Genomic DNA, 18,784 nt, shown 5'->3' with positions numbered 1-18,784 from the left:
TTCTAGCCCCGCCCTGCCGGGTCGGGCGGAAGGGCCCGGCTCCGGGCGTTGGCGGCGGCCACGGAGGCGCGCAGCCGCTCGGCGGAGGAGGCGGCGCGGACCCGTGCCGGGAGCGCGTCCCACTCCCGGCCGCCGCCGACCGGCCGTAGCTGGAGGTAGGGACCGACGTGGTCCATGACGACCCCTGTCCGACCCGTGCGCTCGTCGACGACGACCGTCCCGGCGGGCGGCGGCGGGGACGGGGTGGCCGTGTTCGGGCCCGGGAGGGGGCCGGGCGGGGGTGCAGTCACCGGTCTGTTCCGCCGCCGGTTCCGTTGTCGTCGCCAGTGCTCGGGCGGGCCGCTGCCTTGCGCGCGTCCGCCGCGTCGGTGAGTACGGCAGTCAGGCGGTGGGCCGTGGACAGGTTCACCCGGCCCAGCTCCAGGAGAGGACGGTGCACCGTGGACGTCGTGCAGGACGCCAGCTCTGGTCCGAGGGACGGCAGGGTGTTGCCGTGCAGGGCGAGGCCGGCACTGAGCTCGTCGGAGACGGCGAGCGCGGAGGCGAGGGGGCTGTCCGGGAACGGATAGGCGAACGGGACGGTCGGGTGAGCGTGTTCGGTCCGGGTGCGGGAGGGGTGATTGCTGCTGTTTATGCTCACAGCGTGCTCGTATAGAGCTACTCTCGGTAGAGGTCGCCTGCCAGCAACGGAGTTGCAGGCAGTGAGCGGCACTCGACCCCGCGGAACCGGCGGGCGCGCACAGGGAACACCGCAAGGGGGCACAGCCGATGGCCGGCCGACAGAACCGTAACCAGGACATGGACCCGTTCACCTCGCCGAGGACCTTCTTCGGCAGCGAACTCCGCCGGGCCCGCGAAGCCGCCGGCCTCTCCCAGGACCAGCTCGGCGAGCGGGTCTTCTGCTCCGGCACGTACATCGGCCAGTTCGAGTCGGCGACCAGGCGTCCGCAGCCGGACCTGTCCCGGCTCCTGGACGAGGTCCTCGGCACGGGCGAGCACTTCCAGCGCCTGTGCGAACTGGCCCGCAAGTCCAAGCACGCCGACTACTTCGCGGACGCGGCGGAGCTGGAGACGCGGGCCAAGACCATCAGCGAGTACGCGCCGATGCTGGTGCCGGGGTTGTTGCAGACGGAGGGGTATGCGCGGGCGATCACGACGGCGACCATGCCGTACGCCACAGCGGAAGTGGTGGACGGATACGTGGGTGCGCGGCTTGAGCGGCAGAAGATCTTGGCTGATCCTGCAAAGCCGTTGTTGTGGGTTGTGCTGAACGAGACTGTGGTACGGGTGCCGGTGGGAGGGCCTGCTGTGATGGCCTCACAGCTTCAGCACGTTCTCCAGATGGCTCAGGCGCACACAGTCATGGTGCAAGTGCTGCCGTTTGTGCGTGCAGCTGAGGCATTCATGACCAGCATGGCTTCGATCATGACGTTCGCGGACGCTCCCCCCGCTGTGTACGTGGAAGCACCGTGGACGGGCCAACTGATCGAGGAACCGACTCTCGTTGATCTCTACATGAGGTCGTACGATCTCGTCAGGGCCGCTGCGCTGCCGCCAGCGGAGTCTCTGACCTTGATCGAATCGTCAGCGAAGGACTACACCAACCATGAGCATCACACCTCATCTGAGCACGGTTGTCTGGCGTAAGTCGTCCTACAGTGATGGTTCGGGTGGTAGCTGCATCGAGATCGTCGATGGGCTGCTGGGAGTGGTTCCGGTGCGTGACAGCAAGGTTGCTGATGGCGCCGTGCTCCTCATCTCGAGTGCTGGCTGGGCGGCCTTCGTGAACTCAGTGAAGGAAGAATCGATGACGCGAGCTTGATCGCCTTGCTGCATGCCGTAGAGCCCTGCCACTCATGTGAGCGGCAGGGCTTGGGCATGGCGCAATGGGCGCCTGCGCGTCAGAGGCGCATTCCGTGACTAAACACCTCAACGGTTGGTGGGATCAGTGATTGACAGCGATCGCCTGCGCGACGATCTTCAGAAGCAACTCCTCGTAGTAGAGAAAGATCTTCAAGATCAGCTGGAGACACTTCCTGAGGTCAAGCGGATACTGCGTGATGAGTATCACGGCGCTCTGAAGGCAAAGAGAACCGCAATTTCACAAACTGAATGGGTCGGTGAGCGCATCACGCAATCCGCCGTCGCTTGGCTGCTGGGCACAGTATTTGTGCGATTCTGTGAGGATAACCTAATCCTAATTGACCCGTATGTGGCTGGGTCAACAATTGCACGCCAGACGCATGCAGAGGAACGGCATGTCCAATTTATGACAGACGACCCCGCTCGAACGCATCGAGATTGGTTGCTCGAAGCGTTCAAGGAGATTGGCTCATGGCAAGCCGGGAGATTGCTTTTCGATGAAGAGCATAACCCGCTTTTTCAAATCCCGATGTCGCATGAGGGTGCGAAAGGATTGATTGAGTTTTGGCGTAAACACGAAGAGGTGGAAGGCGGGACAAGGATCATCCACAATTTCCAGGACAGTGAGTGGAATACTCGCTTCTTGGGGGACCTCTATCAAGATCTTTCATCGAGTGCCCGTGAAAAGTACGCACTGCTGCAGACGCCAGAATTTGTCGAAAAGTTTATCCTTGAGAGAACCCTGGATCCCGCGCTAGGGGAATTCGATCATTCTGATATCAGAATGATCGACCCGACCTGCGGTTCGGGACACTTCGTCTTGGGAGCTTTCCATCGAATCCTGCAAGAATGGGAGATTAAGGCGCCTAGCGTTGATGTCCACGACCGAGTTCGTGGAGCATTGCGGTCGGTTCACGGTGTAGACCTTAATCCATTCGCGGTGGCGATTGCTCGATTTCGTCTAATCATCGCAGCGCTGCGAGCTGCGGGCGTAGCTGACATCATGGAGGCTTTGAAGTATGAGTGGCCGCTCAATTTGGCTGTCGGTGATTCCCTAATTTACAATTCGGATGAGGTTATCGAAGGACTCAGGGAAGCCTCAGATGGAGAGCTCGCAGATTACCTATATTCTACCGAAGACTTGGATAGGTATCCGAAAATCCTCGACAGTGGAAGGTATCACGTTGTTGTAGGGAACCCTCCTTATATCGTACCTGGGAGCGACTCCCCTAAGAGCGCATATAAGAAGTTGTATAAGTCGTGTTCAGGGAAGTATCAGCTGACCGTTCCTTTTGGTGAGCGGTTCTTTCTCCTGGCGATTCGATCGGTTGGTGGGGCAACTTCTTCGGGTTATGTTGGCCAGATTACGGGAAGCGCTTTTACGAAGCGTGAATTTGGCGAAAAATTTATCCAGCATTACCTTGCAGTGGAGGTCGATCTTACTGAAGTTATCGACACCTCCGGGGCCTACTTGCCGGGTCATGGGACCCCCACTGTAATCCTTGTAGGACGCAATAGGCCTGCTCGGGATGGAGCAAGGACTGTGCGGTCCGTGCGTAGGATCCAGGGTGAACCTAAAGTCCCTGATGTTCCAGCGGAAGGTAAAGTTTGGTGCGATATCACGAGCAGGATCGATGCTCCAGGGCGAAGCGTTGGTGATTGGGTTTCTGCCGATGATTTGGACCGTAAGCGGTACTTCAGCAAGCATCCTTGGATCCTCGATGACGGCGGACTTGAGACCGTTGAAGAGATCAATTCAGCTTCGGGGAAGATCCTTCGGAGCATTCTGTCGCGCGATATCGGATTTGCTAGCTTCCCTGGGCAAGATCCGGCCTTCATTGGTACTCGCAGATCATTGAGTAGGCGAGATGTCGAGTGTGCGCGCCCTCTAATTACTGGCGATATCGTCCGTGATTGGGATGCGCACTTCTCAGAATCTGCTGTCGTTCCGTATGACCCTCAAATGAAGCCGCTAGCATACGATCATGTATCTCCGTGGGGCAGGTATTTGTGGCCTTCTCGGCAAGTGTTGCGTGCAACTCACGGATTTGAGAAGGTTACTGATAGCCGGGACCTGACGCCTTGGTGGGGGTGGTATCGGTGGGTTAGTGATCGATATCGCGGTAAGTACTCTATCGTGTGCGCCGAAGTGACCACTCATAATCAATTTATATTGGATCGCGGTGGAAGTTGCTTCAAGCAGTCTGTATCTATTGCCAAGCTTGGGGATGGCGCGTCAGTCGACGATTATCTGAGTTTGGTTGGGCTGCTTAACTCGTCTGTCGCTTGTTTTTGGTTGAAGCAGATGTGTCAGATCAAGCCGAGTAATGGTGTAGGGCGAGGGCTCGAAGCTGAAAAATGGACGGTCTGGTACCAGTTTAATGGTGCGAATGTTCAGGAATTCCCTCTTCCTGAGGAGTATCCGCTTACTCGCGCAACTGAACTAGACACCCTCGCCCAACAGCTCGCCGCCGTAACCCCCTCCACGGTCGCAGCCGACCCGGAGAAGCCGCCCACGGCTGAAGTGCTGGCACAGGTCAAGTCGGAATGGCACCGTATTCGTGCCCGGATGATCACCATCCAGGAAGAACTAGACTGGGAGGTCTACGGCATTTACGGACTGCACGACGACCTCACCGCGCCCGAAGATGCCCTTCCCGCCGATGGAATCGCCCTCGGACAGCGAGCCTTCGAGATCGACCTCGGTAAGCGGGTCAAAGAGCAGGGTGTCAAGACGGAGTGGTTCCGGCGCCACAAGTCGAAGATGATCAGCGAGATCCCGGCCGAATGGCCCGAGGCCTACAAAGAGACGGTCCGCCGTCGGCTCGACGCCATGAAGAACTCCTCCGTGATCGGGCTCATCGAGCGCCCCGAATACAAGCGGCGCTGGCTCACCGACGGGTGGGACGTCCAGCAGCAGGCCGCGCTCAAGGAGTGGCTGCTTGCGCGCATGGAGCGCCGGGAGCTCTGGTACGAGACGGACTACGACGGTACGGAGCGCCCCCGTACCCGTTCCCTCCCCGAGCTGGTCGACGACCTCACCGGCGACCATGACTTCGTGGCCGTCGCCGAGCTCTACGCGCCCGGTGAGGAACTGTCCGTGATTGTGCCCAAGCTGGTCGAGGATCAGCACGTGCCGTTCCTCGCCGCCCTGCGCTACACGGAGGCGGCGCACAAGAAGAAGCGGGAGGTATGGGAGCAGGTCTGGGAGCGGCAGCGCGAGGAGGACGCGGCCACCGCTGCCGGGGATCACCTGAAGGCGATGGAGATCAGGGACGGTACTCCCGTACCGCCGAAGTACACGACGGCCGACTTCCGCAAGGCTTCCTACGCCGCCCAGCGCGGTGGTCTCGACGTGCCCAAGGAGCGGTTCATCTCCTACAGCCGCACCCTCAACCCGGCGATCGAAGTTCTGGGCTGGGGCGGCTGGGACCACCTGGAGCAGGCCGCGGCCCTCACCGAGACCATCGATAACCGTGCGAACTCCGGAAACTGGGAGCGGGAGGACTTCATTCCGTACCTCGCCGGTCTGCTGGAGTTGCTGCCATGGCTCAAGCAGTGGCACCCCGAGGACGCCGGCATGTTCGAGGAGGCGCTGCTGGACTGGCAGCGGGAGGAGGAGTTCGCGGTCACCGACGAGGAGCTGCGCGCCTGGCGTCCCGTCCGCAAGGCGGCGAAGAAGGCCACCGCCAAGCCCGCCGGCGGGAAGAGCGCGAAAAAGAGCACGCAGGCGAAGGAGTAGCCACCCCTTCGAGGGGCCCCACCAAGCCCCACCACCCCGCCCGGACCCCGCCCACCCCCGCAAACCCGACAGATCCGTGCTCCCCGCACGTTACGCTGAGGCGTTCGGGTGACGCGGGCCGGGCGGGTCCGGGGGTCCGGTATGCCGTGCGCAGGTCGTGCGGCGGACAAGGGCGCCGGTCCGGTGAGTCGAGACGCGCGGAATCCGAGGCAGGGGGCGGACGGCCCGGCGAGAGCGGCGGCAGTGCCGCTCAGGCCGGCGCTCGGCCGGCCGAGCGGTCGACAACGGGACACACGAGGAGTACGCGATGGCACACCCCACCCAGCCACTGCTGCGTGAGGTCATCGACATCCCCACCGTCAGTCACGAGAGCTTCGTCCTGAAGCTCACCGAGGCGCTGGGCAGCGACGAGGAGCTTTCGAAGGCGCTGGACGCGTATGTCCTCACCGACAGCCTCGTGGAGCGGTTCGGGGAGGCCCTGTCGCTCATCGAGGCCGGGCTGACCAGCGGCAGCTCGAAGGCCGCCTACCTCCACGGTTCCTTCGGTTCCGGCAAGTCGCACTTCATGGCGGTGCTGGCCGCGCTGCTCGGCATCCAGGAGCGGGCGGCGCTCAGGGTGCGCGGTCTCGAGAAGTTCGCCGGGGCCATGCGCGAACACGCCTGGCTGCACAGTACGAAGTTCCTGCTGCTGCCCTTCCACATGCTCGATGGCAAGTCGCTGGAGCAGAAGGTGCTCGGCGGGTACGTCGAGCACATCCGCCGCCTCCACCCCGACGCCTCGATCCCGCAGGTCTACCGCACGGACGCGCTCTTCGAGAACATCCGCAGCCACCGGGAGCGGATGGGCGACGAGGCGTTCATCGACGGGCTGCCGGGCGGGGACGCCCAGGACAAGTGGGGCGACTCGGTCTTCTGGACCACCGAGAAGCTGGACACCGCGCTCGCCGCCGAGCAGATGGACGAGGACACCCTCAGCGAGGAGGACCCGCAGTGGCACCGTGAGCCCGTAACCGCCGGCGGGCTGCGCGCCAAGCTGGTTTCCGACGCGCTCTCCACCTGGTTCAAGGGGCTCTTCCAGGACGCAGCCGAGGACCGGCATGCGTTCGTCTCCCTCGACCGGGGCCTCGGCATCATCGCCGCGCACGCGAAGTCCCTCGGGTACGACGCGCTGGTCCTCTTCCTCGACGAGCTGATCCTGTGGCTCGCCAACCACATCCGGGACGAGAAGTTCGTCTCCGAGCAGGCCGCGAAGATCACGAACTTCGTGGAGGGCAGTGATGCCCGCCGCGCGATCCCGGTGGTCTCCTTCATCGCCCGTCAGCGTGATCTACGGGACCTGGTCGGCGACGAGGCCGTGCTCGGCTCGGCCGAGGTGTCCATCCAGGACACCCTCTCCCTGGCCGACGATCGGTTCCGCACGATCCCGCTGCCCGACAGCGACCTGCCGGCGATCGCGCACGCGCGGCTGCTGAAGCCCCGCGAGGACGTGCCCGACGCGCAGGCCCGCATCGACCAGGCCTTCGCCAACATCAAGCGCGTCAAGCCGGACGTGTGGGACGCGCTGCTGGGCGACAGCAAGGACATCACGACCGCGGACGAGGAGGCCTTCCGCCGGGCCTTCCCGTTCTCGCCGGCCTTCATGGACACCCTGGTACGGGTCGCCGAGGCTCTGTCCCGCTCCCGTACCGGCCTGAAGCTCATGGGTCAAATGCTGTTCGACCAGCGCGACACCCTCCGCCTGGGCCAGCTCGTCCCTCTCGGCGACCTCTACGAGGTGCTGTACCGGGGCGGCAGCGACCCCTTCACCCAGACCCTGCGGGAGCAGTTCCGGTCCGCGCAGGAGCTGTACAAGAACAAGCTCCAGCCGTACCTGCTGGGCCGGTACGAGCTCACCCTGGACGACACCGAGGCGTACCGACGCGACCCGGACGGACTCGACCCCGCCGTACGCGGCCGGATGGAGTCGTTCATCGTCGACAACCGGCTCATCGGCACCCTGCTGCTGTCCGCCCTCGTGCCGTCCGTGCCCGCCTTCCAGAACCTCACCGTCAAGCGGCTCACCGCCCTCAACCACGGCATCGTCACCTCCCGGGTACGCGGCTTCGAGGCCAAGGAAGTCGCGAAGAAGGCCAAGGAATGGGCCGACGAGTTCGGCGAGATCAAGTACACCGAGGGACCCGACGCGGGGATCTCGCTGGAACTCGTCGGGGTCGACTACGAGTCGATCATCACCCGCGCCCAGACCAACAACAACCCGTCCAACCGCCGCGGCCTCCTCAAGCGCATGCTGTGGGAGGAGCTGGGGGTGAGCGAAGGCCAGCTCGACGACCAGCTCAACCTGTCCTGGCGCGGCTCCAAGCGGTCCGCCGAGATCCTCTTCGGTAACCTCGCCGACGCCAACACCCTGGACGACGACAAGGTCAGGCCGCGCCAGCCGGGCAACTGGCGGCTCATCGTCGACATGCCCTTCGACGACGTCTACGGCGAGGCCGAGGACCGCGATCGCATCATGCGGCTCAAGAACCTCCCCGACCATGACGAACTCCGTACTATCGGCTGGATCCCCGCGCACTTCACGCACGCCACCTACCTGAAGTTCCAGCGGCTCGTCATCATCGACTACGTCCTCAACGGCCAGCGCTTCGAGTCCTACGCCGGACACCTCAGCCCCAACGACCGGGAACGCGCCAAGGACGCCCTGCGCAACCAGCACCGCCGCCTGTCCAGCACCGTACGGAACGCCCTCAAGCAGGCCTACGGCCTCCTGCCGAAGGACCCGGCGGTCGTCGGCGGCTACGACGAGCACATCCTGCCCGTCCCCGACATGCAGAAGATCGTCCTGGAGTACAACCAGTCCCTGTACGACGCGGCGCGGCGCATCATCTCCCATGCTCTCGCCCACCAGTACCCGGCCCACCCCGACTTCGACCCGCAGGGCGAGCAGCTGTCGGTGCGCACGGCCGACGTCAAGACCGCCTTCGGCTACCTGCGCACCGCCTCCGACGAAGGCACCGACGTCGTCGAGATCCGCCCCAAGGACCGCCCGCTGATGGCCCGCATCGCCGGGCAGAAGGGCCTCAAGCTGGGCACCATGTTCGAGGCCCGCTTCCAGCTCGGCCGGCACTGGGAGGAACACTTCGGGCAGAAGGCCGGCACCGCCTACGACGACCAGGACATCCCCGTCCGCACCCTCCTCGAGTGGATCGACGAGCCCCTCCCGTACGGCCTCGACCCGGTCCTCGCCCACCTGGTGCTGTGCGCCTACGCCGAGCGCACCGACCGTGTGTGGACCTATCACGACGGGCCCGTCGAGGTCGCCGACCCCACCGCCCTCAAGACCGTCTACAGCCTGCGGGCCCAGGAACGCCCCACCGAGGAGGCGTGGAACGAGGCCGTCGAACGCGCGGCACTCGTCTTCGGCGAAGCACCGCTGTCGCCGATGCGCCGGGCCCGCATCATCGCCGAGTTCAGCGACCGCGTCCGGGCACGCGCCGCGCAGCTTCGCACCGCGGCGCGGAAACTCGTCGACGAGCTGGAGACGCACGCCGGCTACCTCGGCCTGGACACCGACGACGACGAGGGCCGTCTCGGCACCGCGCGCCGGGCAGCCGTCCTCGTGGACGACCTCGCCGACGCCGACCGGCACGACCCGCTCGCCGTCGTCACCCTCCTCGCCGGTGCCGACACCGGCGACCGGGCCGGACAGGAGCGGATCGGCAAGTCCCTGTCCAGCGCGCCCGCCGTCATCAGCGCCCTGGCCGGCGTGCCCTGGTCCAGCGTCTACGACATGGCCCGCGACGTGCGTGAACCGTACGCAACCGAGACCCGCGCCGTACTCGACTCCCTGCATGGCACCGCACGGGCGGACGAGAACACGGCCGTCCTCGGCACCGCGCTGGAGAAGACGACCAGGGAACTCACCGCGATCCTGCGCCGCGCCAACGCCGCGCAGACCCCGCCGCCCGCTCCCCCCGCCACCCCGCAGCCCGGCCCCGCGCCGGTCCCCGCCCCCAGCCGATTCCCCCTGGACGACCACGGCACCCCGGGCCGCAACGGCAACGGTGTGTCCGCCACCGTCCCCGAGCAGCCGTACGGACAGTACGAAGCGGAGGCCGCGGACGCCGTCGACCGGCTGCGGACGGAACTCACCGACGTGGCCGAGGCCCACCCGCACGCCCGTATCCAGGTCACGTGGCAGGTGATCGACCAGCCGTGAGCACGCACAGCACCACCGCTCCGCCGCCCGGCCACGGCACCGGGCGGCCCCGGCCCAGGCCCGCGCACCCCGCCGCGGTCGTCCAGGTCCTGGAGGCCCGCTCCTTCACAGAGGGCGAGCCCCGCATCGTCCTCATCCGCGCCGAGCCGCACTGGAACGGGCCCCGCCTGCTGCCGCTCGGCGGCGGCCGGACCGCGCACATCGCCACCGCCGTCTCACCGCTCGCCGTGCTGGACACGCTCACCGGATGGCAGCGGACCGACACCGGCGAGCGGGATGTGCTCGCCGTCCTCACCGACGTCGAGGAAGCCGACCTCGGCCCCGGCCTCCTCGCCCGGGTCTACCGCAACCGTGTCTACCCCATAGAGTCTTGGGCCGTCGTCCGCCGCCTCTTCGGCGCCGTGGACCTCGACCCCCGCCTGACCGCCGAGAGCTGGGCCGCCGAAGCCCTCATCGACGCCGCCGGCCAGGAGAGCTGGCCCAAGACACCCGGCACCGTCCTCTCCCGCGACACCGCCCTGTCCCGGCTCGCCGCCGGGCGGCTGTCCACCACCGCCCACCGGCTCGACCCCGACCGGCTCGACCTGCACGCCCTGATGGCCTGGTCCCTCGCCCCCGGCGCGGTCGAACGCGTCGCCTCGCTGCGTGACCAGGAGCGTCGCGGACTCGCGTCCTGGCTCGCCGACCCCGACCGGGTGGGCCTTCGGGCACACCAGGCGCTCACCGCCCTGTTCGCCCTCTTCGAGGCCGGCAACGGGGCCGACGCGGTCCCCATGGGACTGGTGTGCGCCGCTCTCTGGGGCGAGAAGGCGCCGGCGGGAGTGGACCGTGCCCGCGGCCGCGCGGAACTGAAGTTCGGCGGCCGGCGACTCGACGACGACAGTTTCGCCGCCTTCGGCGCCGAGACCGAGGACTACGTCAGGGTCCTGCTGACCACCCGCTCCGCGGACGTGACCGAGGACGAACCGGTGCTTCCGGGACCCGACCCCCGCGCCCTCATGGCCCGCGCCGACGCCCTCATCCGTGAGATGGGAGCAGAAGACGCGGCCGCCGCCAGCGACCTGCTCGAAACCGGGCAACGGGCGCGCTACGGAGCCGTCGCCCGTGCCCTCACCGCCTGTGTCCCCTCCCGCCCGGACAAGGCGCCGGCCGAGCGGCGCATCCGCGACCTGAAGCACGCCGTCGACCACCTGGCCGGGCACGAGCTGTCCCGGCTCGCGAGCCACCGCGCGACGATGACCCGGGTCCGCATGGCACAGCGGCTCGTGCACTGGCTCGGCCGGCCCCCGGTCACCGCATTCACCACCGCGGCCGAAGCTGTGCAACAGCACATCACCACCTACGGTTGGGTCGACCTCGCCCACGGCTGGATCAGCGACGGCGACCACACGCACCCGGAACTGCCCGGTGCCCTCGCCGCACTGAGCACCGCCGTACGGGCCCGACGGCACACCCTCGACGAGGCGTTCGCCACCCGCCTCGCCGAGGAGACCCGCAGCGGCGCCGCACCGCGCGACGCCCTCGTCGTGGAGGACTTCGCCCGCCGCGTCCTCGCCCCGGTCGTCAAACCCGCCCGCCCGTCGAGCGCCGGAAACCCGCCGCTCCTCCTCGTCGTCCTCGACGGGGCGAGCGCCGCCGTGGCCGCGGCCCTCGCCGAACAACTGCGCACCCGGTCCTGGGCGGAATACGACCCCGTGGCCGACACCGCGGGAGACCGGCGACGACGCGGCATGCTCGCCGCGCTGCCCACGATCACCCGCACCTCCCGCGGCTCCCTCTTCGCCGGCGAACTCACCGAGATCGACCAGCAGGAGGAACGCAAGCGCTTCGCGGCACACCGCTTCTGGGGCGGAGCCGACGTCCGGCTCTTCCACAAGGCGGACCTGCGAGGAGACACGGGACACGCCCTCGGCAGCGAACTGGCCGAGGCACTCGCCGACCCCGACACCCACGTCGCCGTCGTCGTCAACACCATCGACGACCGCCTCGGTGAGGACCGGGCCATGTCCCACTGGCAGCTGAACGAACTCCTCGGCATGGAACAACTGCTGGCCCAGGCCCGCACCACCGGCCGCGCCCTGGTCATCACCGCCGACCACGGACACGTCATCGACCACGGCACCGACAAGGAGAACGTCCCCGACGCCCTCTCCGCACGGCACCGCCGAGGCACCACGCCCGCCGGCCGCGGCGAAACCGTCCTCGCCGGACGGCGCGTCGTCGCCGAAGGACAGCGCATCACCGCCCTGTGGGACACCGGACTGCGCTACGGAAACCGGCAGGCCGGATACCACGGCGGCGTCGCCCTCGCCGAAGCCGCCATCCCCGTACTGGCCTTCGCCCCCTACGGCGCACCCGTACCCAAGGGCTGGCGCGAGCTCGGCCCCCAGCGGCCCTCCTGGTGGTCCCTGAAAGAGGACGCCGTCACCGGCACCGAGGTCCCGGCCACACAGGCACCGGGCATCACGCCGTCGGCCAGGCGCACACCCTCGGCCGCCGAACTGCGAAAGAAGGCGGAAGAACAGCAGGCAGCCGAGCACGAGACCGGCCAGGGAGCGCTGCTGTCCTTCGACGAGGTCAGCACGGCCGAGCCGACCGAGACGGCCGCACCTCCACAACCCGCCCCAGCCTCGGCAGCCGCACAGCTCACCGAGGCGCTGCGCGCATCGGACATCATGAGCGCCCAGCTCGGCGCACTGCCGCGCCCCGAGGACTTCGACACCGTCGCAAAGGCCGTCCAGGCCCTCGTCGACGCCCACGGAATCCTGCCGGTCACCGTCGTCGCCGAACGCGCCGGGAAACGCGCCACGCGCGCCGCGGGCTTCGCCGCCACACTGCAACGCGTACTCAACTACGACCAGGCGGAGGTCCTCACCCTCACCGACAACGGGCGCTCCCTCCGGCTCGACGTACCACTGCTGCGACGACAGTTCCGCCTCGACACGACAGGCGGAGCACGGACGTGACACCCCAGGGCATCAGTCCCGAACGCCGCCTGCGACTGATCGACGCGCTGCGCCGGGGCGCCGTACCCGAGAGCGGGCTCGGAGTCCTCGCGGTCGGCCTCGGCCGGTTCGAAACCGCGGTCGACGCGGAACTCGACGCGGTCGCCACCGGGTCGGCCGTGTTCAAGGCTGTACGGGGCGAATACGGCTCGGGCAAGACCTTCTTCACCCGCTGGCTCGCCGAACGCGCCAAGCAGCGCAACTTCGCCGTCGCCGAAGTACAGGTCTCCGAGAACGAGACACCCCTGCACAAACTGGAGACGGTCTACCGGCGGCTCACCGAACGCCTCGCCACCAGCACCTTCCCGCCCAGCGCCCTCCGGCCGGTCGTCGACGCCTGGTTCTACGCCCTGGAAGAGGACGCCCTCGCCGCCGGCGCCACCGACGACGAACTGCCACAAGCCGTGGACGGCCTCCTCACTGCACGCCTCGCCGAGGTCTCCCGCGTCGCACCGGCGTTCGCCACGGCCCTGCGCGGCTACCGGCGCGCCCAGGACACAGGAGAGGACGCCACCGCCGACTCCGTCCTCGCCTGGCTCGGCGGACAGCCCCACGTCGCCGCGGCGGCCCGCAGAAGCGCAGGCGTCCGCGGCGACCTGGACCACTTCGGAGCCCTCGGTTTCCTCCAGGGACTGCTGACCCTCCTCAAGGATTCCGGCCATCCCGGGCTGCTCCTCGTCCTCGACGAGGTCGAGACCCTACAGCGGGTCCGCTCGGACGCCCGGGACAAGGCACTCAATGCACTGCGCCAGCTCATCGACGAGGTGCACTCCGGGCGGTTCCCCGGCCTCTACCTCCTCATCACCGGCACACCCGCCTTCTTCGAAGGACCCCAGGGCGTCCAGCGGCTGGCACCGCTCGCACAGCGCCTGGCCACCGACTTCACCACCGACGCCCGGTTCGACAACCCGCGCGCCGTGCAGCTCAGGCTCCCTGGCTTCACCGTGGAATCCCTGACCGAACTCGGCGGCAAGGTCCGGGACATCTACGCCTCAGGCACCGAACGAGAAGCCGCAGAACGCGTACGCGGCGTCGTCGACGACTCCTACGTGACCGACCTCGCGCGCGCCGTGGCGGGCAGTCTCGGAGGCAAGGTCGGCATCGCACCGCGAGTCTTCCTCAAGAAACTTGTGGGCGACGTCCTCGACCGCGTAGACCAGTTCGAGGACTTCGATCCGCGCAAGCACTACGCACTCACGATCACGGAATCCGAGCTCACCGGCACTGAGAGGAACGCCGCGGCAGGCTCGGCCGACGACGTCGAACTCCCTCTGTGAAGCGCCCGTGAACACCGACGACACCTCGGACGCGGTCGGCCGGCTCCACCCCGTCGTCCTGCACCACATTGCCAACACCCTCGGCTGGCCCGATCTGCGGCCCCTCCAGAAGGCTGCTGTCCATCCGCTCATGGACGGCACGGACGCGCTGCTCCTCGCCCCCACCGCCGGCGGCAAGACCGAAGCCGCAGCCTTCCCGCTGCTGTCGAAAATGGCCCAGGCACGGTGGACAGGAACCTCGATCCTCTACGTGTGTCCCCTCAAGGCACTCCTCAACAACCTGCTGCCGCGCCTGGAGAGCTACACCTCGTGGCTCGGACGCTCTGCGGCCCTCTGGCACGGCGACATCTCGCAGACCCGACGCAAACGCATCCTGTGGGAACGCCCCGACATCCTGCTGACCACGCCGGAATCACTGGAAGCGATGCTGGTCAGCGCCAACGTCGACCACCGTGCCTTCTTCTCGGGACTGCGGGCGGTCGTCGTGGACGAGGTCCACGCCTTCGCGGGCGACGACCGCGGCTGGCACCTCCTCGCCGTGCTGGAGCGCCTGGAGCGGGTCGCCGGCCGTCCGGTGCAGCGGATCGGTCTCTCCGCGACCGTGGGCAATCCGCCAGAGCTCCTGGCCTGGCTACAAGGATCCGGTGCCGGGGAGCGACCCGCGCACGTGGTTTCCGCCGACGGTCCCGCACCAACGGCCGACACCCCGCCGCCCGGAGACATCCAGCTCGACTACGTGGGCTCCCTGGAGAACGCCGCCACCGTCATCGCCGCACTCCACCGGGGAGAGAAACGCCTGGTCTTCTGCGAGACCCGGCGACATGTCGAGAAGCTCGGCGAGTGCCTGCGCGCCAAAGGCGTGACCACCTTCCTCTCGCACGCCTCCCTCGCGGCCGACGAGCGCCGACGCGCCGAGGAGGCGTTCAGCGAGGCGCGTGACTGCGTCATCGTCTCCACCAGCACCCTCGAACTCGGCATCGACGTGGGCGACCTTGATCGCGTCATTCAGATCGACGCCCCGCCCACCGTGGCTTCTTTCCTCCAACGCCTAGGCCGAACCGGCAGACGGCCCGGATCCTCGCGTAACTGCCTCTTCCTCACCCTTGACGAGGACGGTCTGCTCGCTGCCGCGGCCCTGCTCCTGCAGTGGTCACGAGGCTGGGTCGAACCAGTGGTGGCCCCGCCCGAACCCCGGCATATCGTCGCTCAGCAGGTACTCGCTCTCTGCCTCCAGGAGAACACCGTCGGGGAACACCTCTGGCAGGAATGGTGGGGTGGGCTGGGCCCCTTCGGGCCCTCGGCCGAACCGATCGTGAAACACCTGATCGGAGAGGGCTACCTCGAACGGGACGGCGGCATGCTGTTCATCGGCCCCGAAGCGGAGCAGCGCTTCGGTTACCGCCACTTCATGGACCTGACGGCGGTGTTCACCGCCGCGCCGGAGTTCACCGTGCTCTTCGGCCGCAAGGAGATCGGATCGACCGACCCGGCGCTGCTGACCGAGAAAGTGGCCGGACCACGACGGCTCCTGCTGGCAGGTCGCAGCTGGCAGGTCACCTACATCGACTGGTCCAGACGCCGGTGCTTCGTCGAACCCGTGGAATCCGGAGGCAAGGCACGGTGGGCCGGAGCGGGCTTCGCCCGGGGAGCCTCGTATGAACTCACACGCGGCGCCCGCGACGTCCTGCTCGGCGCCGATGCGCCTGTAACAGTGACACGGCGCGCCCGCGACGCCCTGGCCGCCGCCCGCGAGAACGCCGCGGAGCGTGTGCACCCGGGCGGAACTGTCGTCGTCCGCGGTGGTCGTGACACCGGCGTGCGCTGGTGGACCTGGGCAGGGCAACAGGCGAACGCTACACTCGCGGCCACCCTCAGCGAGATCGCCGACCCTCTCCAGTACCCCACGGACGCCTGCATCCGCCTCAGGGAGGACCTGACAACCACCGGGTGGCAGCAGGCCAGGGGCCGGGCGATAGAGCAGCTCAGCCTGCCCTCCGTGGATCCGCGGGCACTGAAGGGACTGAAATTCAGCGCTGCCCTGCCGGAACGCCTTGCCACCGCCACGCTGGCCGCTCGCCTGGCGGATCTGGAGAAGGCCGCCTCGGTCCTCAGAGAACCGGCACGGTTCACGGCGCTGGCTCACTGATGCACTGGCATGTGAACGGCTACCTCACGAGTTGTACGTGCCCTGCGCCCGCTCCAGCCCCTCGATCACCAGACACTCCACCGCGTCCGCCGCCCGGTCCACGAAGTAGTCCAGCTCCTTGCGCTCCGCCGACGAGAAATCCTTCAGCACGAAATCCGCCACCGGCATCCGCCCCGGCGGCCGCCCGATCCCGAACCGCACCCGGTGATACTCCGCACCGAACGCCTTCGTCATCGACTTCAGCCCGTTGTGCCCGTTGTCCCCGCCACCCAGCTTCAGCCGCAGCACCCCGTAGTCGATGTCCAACTCGTCATGCACCGCCACCACATGGTCCACCGGCACCTTGTAGAAATCCCGCAGCGCATTCACCGGCCCACCCGACAGGTTCATGTACGACATCGGCTTCGCCAGCACCACCCGCCGGTTCAACGGCCCCGGCGGCCCGATCCGGCCCTCCACGACCTGCGCCTGCGCCCGCCCGGCCCGCTTGAACCTCCCCCCGACGCGGTCCGCCAGCAGATCGGCCACCATGAAACCCACGTTGTGCCGGTTCCCCGCGTACTCCGGCCCCGGATTGCCCAGCCCCACGATCAGCCACGGAGCGGCCGCATCGGTCGTCACGTCCATGTCTCCTTCATACATACGCGTCGGCCGCTGCCCCGCACGGGAACAGCGGCCGACGAAAACGACGACGCAGAGGATCAGGCCTCGGCGGCCTCTTCACCCTCGGTCTCTTCGCCCTCAGCGGCCTCCTCGGCCTGCGCGGCCAGAACCTGCAGGACGACGGTGTCACCCTCGACGGCCAGCGTCGTGCCCTTCGGCAGCGGGATGTCCTTGGCGAGGATGGAGTCACCGGCCGTCAGACCCTCGACGGAGACGGTCACGGACTCCGGGATGTGCGTGGCCTCGGCCTCGACCGGCAGCGCGTTCAGCACGTGCTCCAGCAGGTTGCCGCCCGGGGCCAGCTCACCCTCGGTGTGGACGTAGATCTCGACGTTGACCTGCTCGCCGCGCTTGACCAGCTGCAGGTCCACGTGCTCCAGGAAACCCTTCAGCGGGTCACGCTGCACCGACTTCGGAATCGCCAGCTCGTTCGTCTTGCCGTCGATGTCCAGCGCGATCAGCACGTTCGGCGTACGCAGCGCCATCAGCAGGTCGTGCCCCGGCAGGGTCAGGTGCACCGGGTCCGAACCGTGCCCGTACAGGACACCCGGAACCTTGTCTTCACGACGGATACGGCGCGCGGCACCCTTGCCGAACTCGGTGCGCGTCGCGGCGGAGATCTTCACCTCGGACATGGTCACTCCTCATAGTCAGAAACGGACGTGGTCACCCGGCCACGAACGGCCTGCTACGAAGAGCGCGTCGATAACGGACAACCGCATCCCCAAACGGGAACGGCCTCCCTCGCCGAGCAACTTCAGCAGTCTACTCGGCAAGGGAGGCCGCACCCAAAACGATCTACAGAAGCCCGACCACGGACTCCTACTGCTCGTCGAACAGGCTCGTCACCGAACCGTCCTCGAACACCTCACGCACCGCACTCGCGATCGTCGGCGCGATCGACAGCACCGAGATCTTCTCCAGATCCCGGCCCAGCTCACCCGGCGTCGGCAGCGTGTCCGTGAACACGAACTCACTGACGCGCGAGTTCTTCAGCCGGTCCGCAGCCGGACCCGACAGCACACCGTGCGTCGCCGTCACGATCACATCCTCCGCACCGTGCGCGAACAGCGCGTCCGCAGCGGCACAGATCGTCCCACCGGTGTCGATCATGTCGTCCACCAGCACACACACGCGACCCTTCACCTCACCCACGACCTCGTGGACGGTGACCTGGTTCGCGACGTCCTTGTCACGCCGCTTGTGCACGATCGCCAGCGGCGCACCCAGCCGGTCGCACCAGCGGTCCGCGACCCGCACCCGGCCCGCGTCCGGCGACACCACCGTCAGCTTCTCCCGGTCCACCTTCCGGCCCACGTAGTCCGCCAGCAGCGGCAACGCGAACAGGTGGTCCACCGGACCGTCGAAGAAGCCCTGGATCTGATCCGTGTGCAGATCCACGGTCAGGATCCGGTCCGCACCCGCGGTCTTCATCATGTCCGCGATCAGACGCGCCGAAATCGGTTCACGTCCACGGTGCTTCTTGTCCTGCCGCGCGTAACCGTAGAACGGCACGATGACCGTGATGGAGCGGGCCGACGCACGCTTCAGCGCGTCGATCATGATCAACTGCTCCATGATCCACTTGTTGATCGGAGCCGTGTGGCTCTGGATCAGAAAGCAGTCCGCGCCACGCGCCGACTCCTGATAACGCACATAGATCTCACCGTTGGCGAAGTCGAAGGCCTTCGTCGGGACAACCCCGACACCCAGCTGTTGGGCGACCTCCTCCGCAAGCTCGGGGTGGGCGCGGCCGGAGAAGAACATCAACTTCTTCTCGCCGGTCGTCTTGATCCCGGTCACAGCACTGTCTCCTCAGAGGTGTCGCAGCTGGGTGTTTGAGAGACCTCGCAGCCGGCTTGCCGGAGGCCG

The 18,784-nt window shown here is 67.1% G+C and carries 12 protein-coding genes; 7 read left to right on the top strand and 5 right to left on the bottom strand.

The window, feature by feature from the left end:
* Nucleotides 1-2: 2 nt before the first annotated feature.
* Nucleotides 3-290 carry a hypothetical protein gene (locus tag ACFY5B_RS29625; RefSeq protein ID WP_389975022.1) on the bottom strand — a complete coding sequence of 96 codons (288 nt, stop codon included), beginning with the start codon at nt 288-290 and terminating at the stop codon, nt 3-5.
* Nucleotides 287-640 carry a hypothetical protein gene (locus ACFY5B_RS29620; RefSeq protein WP_389975019.1) on the bottom strand — a complete coding sequence of 118 codons (354 nt, stop codon included), beginning with the start codon at nt 638-640 and terminating at the stop codon, nt 287-289. The genes ACFY5B_RS29625 and ACFY5B_RS29620 overlap by 4 nt, the downstream gene beginning before the upstream one ends.
* Before the next feature lie 128 nt (nt 641-768).
* Here ACFY5B_RS29620 and ACFY5B_RS29615 point away from each other — a divergent pair, with 128 nt between their 5' ends.
* From ACFY5B_RS29615 to ACFY5B_RS29585, 7 genes are all read left to right on the top strand, one after another.
* The gene (locus ACFY5B_RS29615; RefSeq protein WP_389975017.1) at nt 769-1,647 is read left to right on the top strand and encodes a Scr1 family TA system antitoxin-like transcriptional regulator; all 879 of its coding nucleotides are present in this window, start codon (nt 769-771) and stop codon (nt 1,645-1,647) included.
* On the top strand, nt 1,607-1,822 hold the full coding sequence (locus ACFY5B_RS29610) for a DUF397 domain-containing protein (protein ID WP_389975014.1): 216 nt from the start codon (nt 1,607-1,609) through the stop codon (nt 1,820-1,822). The genes ACFY5B_RS29615 and ACFY5B_RS29610 overlap by 41 nt, the downstream gene beginning before the upstream one ends.
* A gap of 117 nt (nt 1,823-1,939) precedes the next feature.
* Entirely contained in the window at nt 1,940-5,605 is a 3,666-nt protein-coding gene (pglX, locus tag ACFY5B_RS29605; protein ID WP_389975011.1) for a BREX-2 system adenine-specific DNA-methyltransferase PglX, read from the top strand.
* A 307-nt stretch (nt 5,606-5,912) separates the two neighbouring features.
* Nucleotides 5,913-9,821 (top strand): phage resistance protein, encoded by a 3,909-nt coding sequence (locus ACFY5B_RS29600; protein ID WP_389975008.1) that lies wholly within the window; start codon nt 5,913-5,915, stop codon nt 9,819-9,821.
* Nucleotides 9,818-12,787, top strand: coding sequence for a BREX-2 system phosphatase PglZ (gene pglZ / locus ACFY5B_RS29595; protein WP_389975005.1), 2,970 nt, complete (start codon nt 9,818-9,820; stop codon nt 12,785-12,787). Before ACFY5B_RS29600 ends, pglZ begins: the two co-directional genes overlap by 4 nt.
* On the top strand, nt 12,784-14,103 hold the full coding sequence (brxD, locus tag ACFY5B_RS29590; RefSeq protein ID WP_389975002.1) for a BREX system ATP-binding protein BrxD: 1,320 nt from the start codon (nt 12,784-12,786) through the stop codon (nt 14,101-14,103). Before pglZ ends, brxD begins: the two co-directional genes overlap by 4 nt.
* 7 nt (nt 14,104-14,110) lie before the next feature.
* Nucleotides 14,111-16,249 carry a DEAD/DEAH box helicase gene (locus ACFY5B_RS29585; protein ID WP_389974999.1) on the top strand — a complete coding sequence of 713 codons (2,139 nt, stop codon included), beginning with the start codon at nt 14,111-14,113 and terminating at the stop codon, nt 16,247-16,249.
* Nucleotides 16,250-16,273: 24 nt separating this feature from the next.
* On the opposite strand, the gene pth is transcribed toward ACFY5B_RS29585, so the two are convergent.
* The 3 genes from pth to ACFY5B_RS29570 form a co-directional block, all read right to left on the bottom strand.
* A complete protein-coding gene (gene pth / locus ACFY5B_RS29580; protein WP_389974996.1) occupies nt 16,274-16,876 on the bottom strand; it encodes an aminoacyl-tRNA hydrolase in 603 nt (200 codons plus the stop codon).
* A gap of 74 nt (nt 16,877-16,950) precedes the next feature.
* Nucleotides 16,951-17,547, bottom strand: coding sequence for a 50S ribosomal protein L25/general stress protein Ctc (locus ACFY5B_RS29575; RefSeq protein WP_389974993.1), 597 nt, complete (start codon nt 17,545-17,547; stop codon nt 16,951-16,953).
* Nucleotides 17,548-17,734: 187 nt separating this feature from the next.
* Nucleotides 17,735-18,715: a ribose-phosphate diphosphokinase gene (locus tag ACFY5B_RS29570; protein ID WP_350705488.1), complete on the bottom strand. Its 981-nt coding sequence runs from the start codon at nt 18,713-18,715 to the stop codon at nt 17,735-17,737.
* Nucleotides 18,716-18,784: the final 69 nt, after the last annotated feature.

It is taken from the genome of Streptomyces sp. NPDC013187, assembly GCF_042899705.1.
In the GTDB taxonomy this organism is placed as follows: Bacteria; Actinomycetota; Actinomycetes; order Streptomycetales; family Streptomycetaceae; genus Streptomyces; species Streptomyces hawaiiensis_A.
Note: the sequence above shows the minus strand (reverse complement) of the source record. Positions and strands in the feature narration are given on the sequence as shown.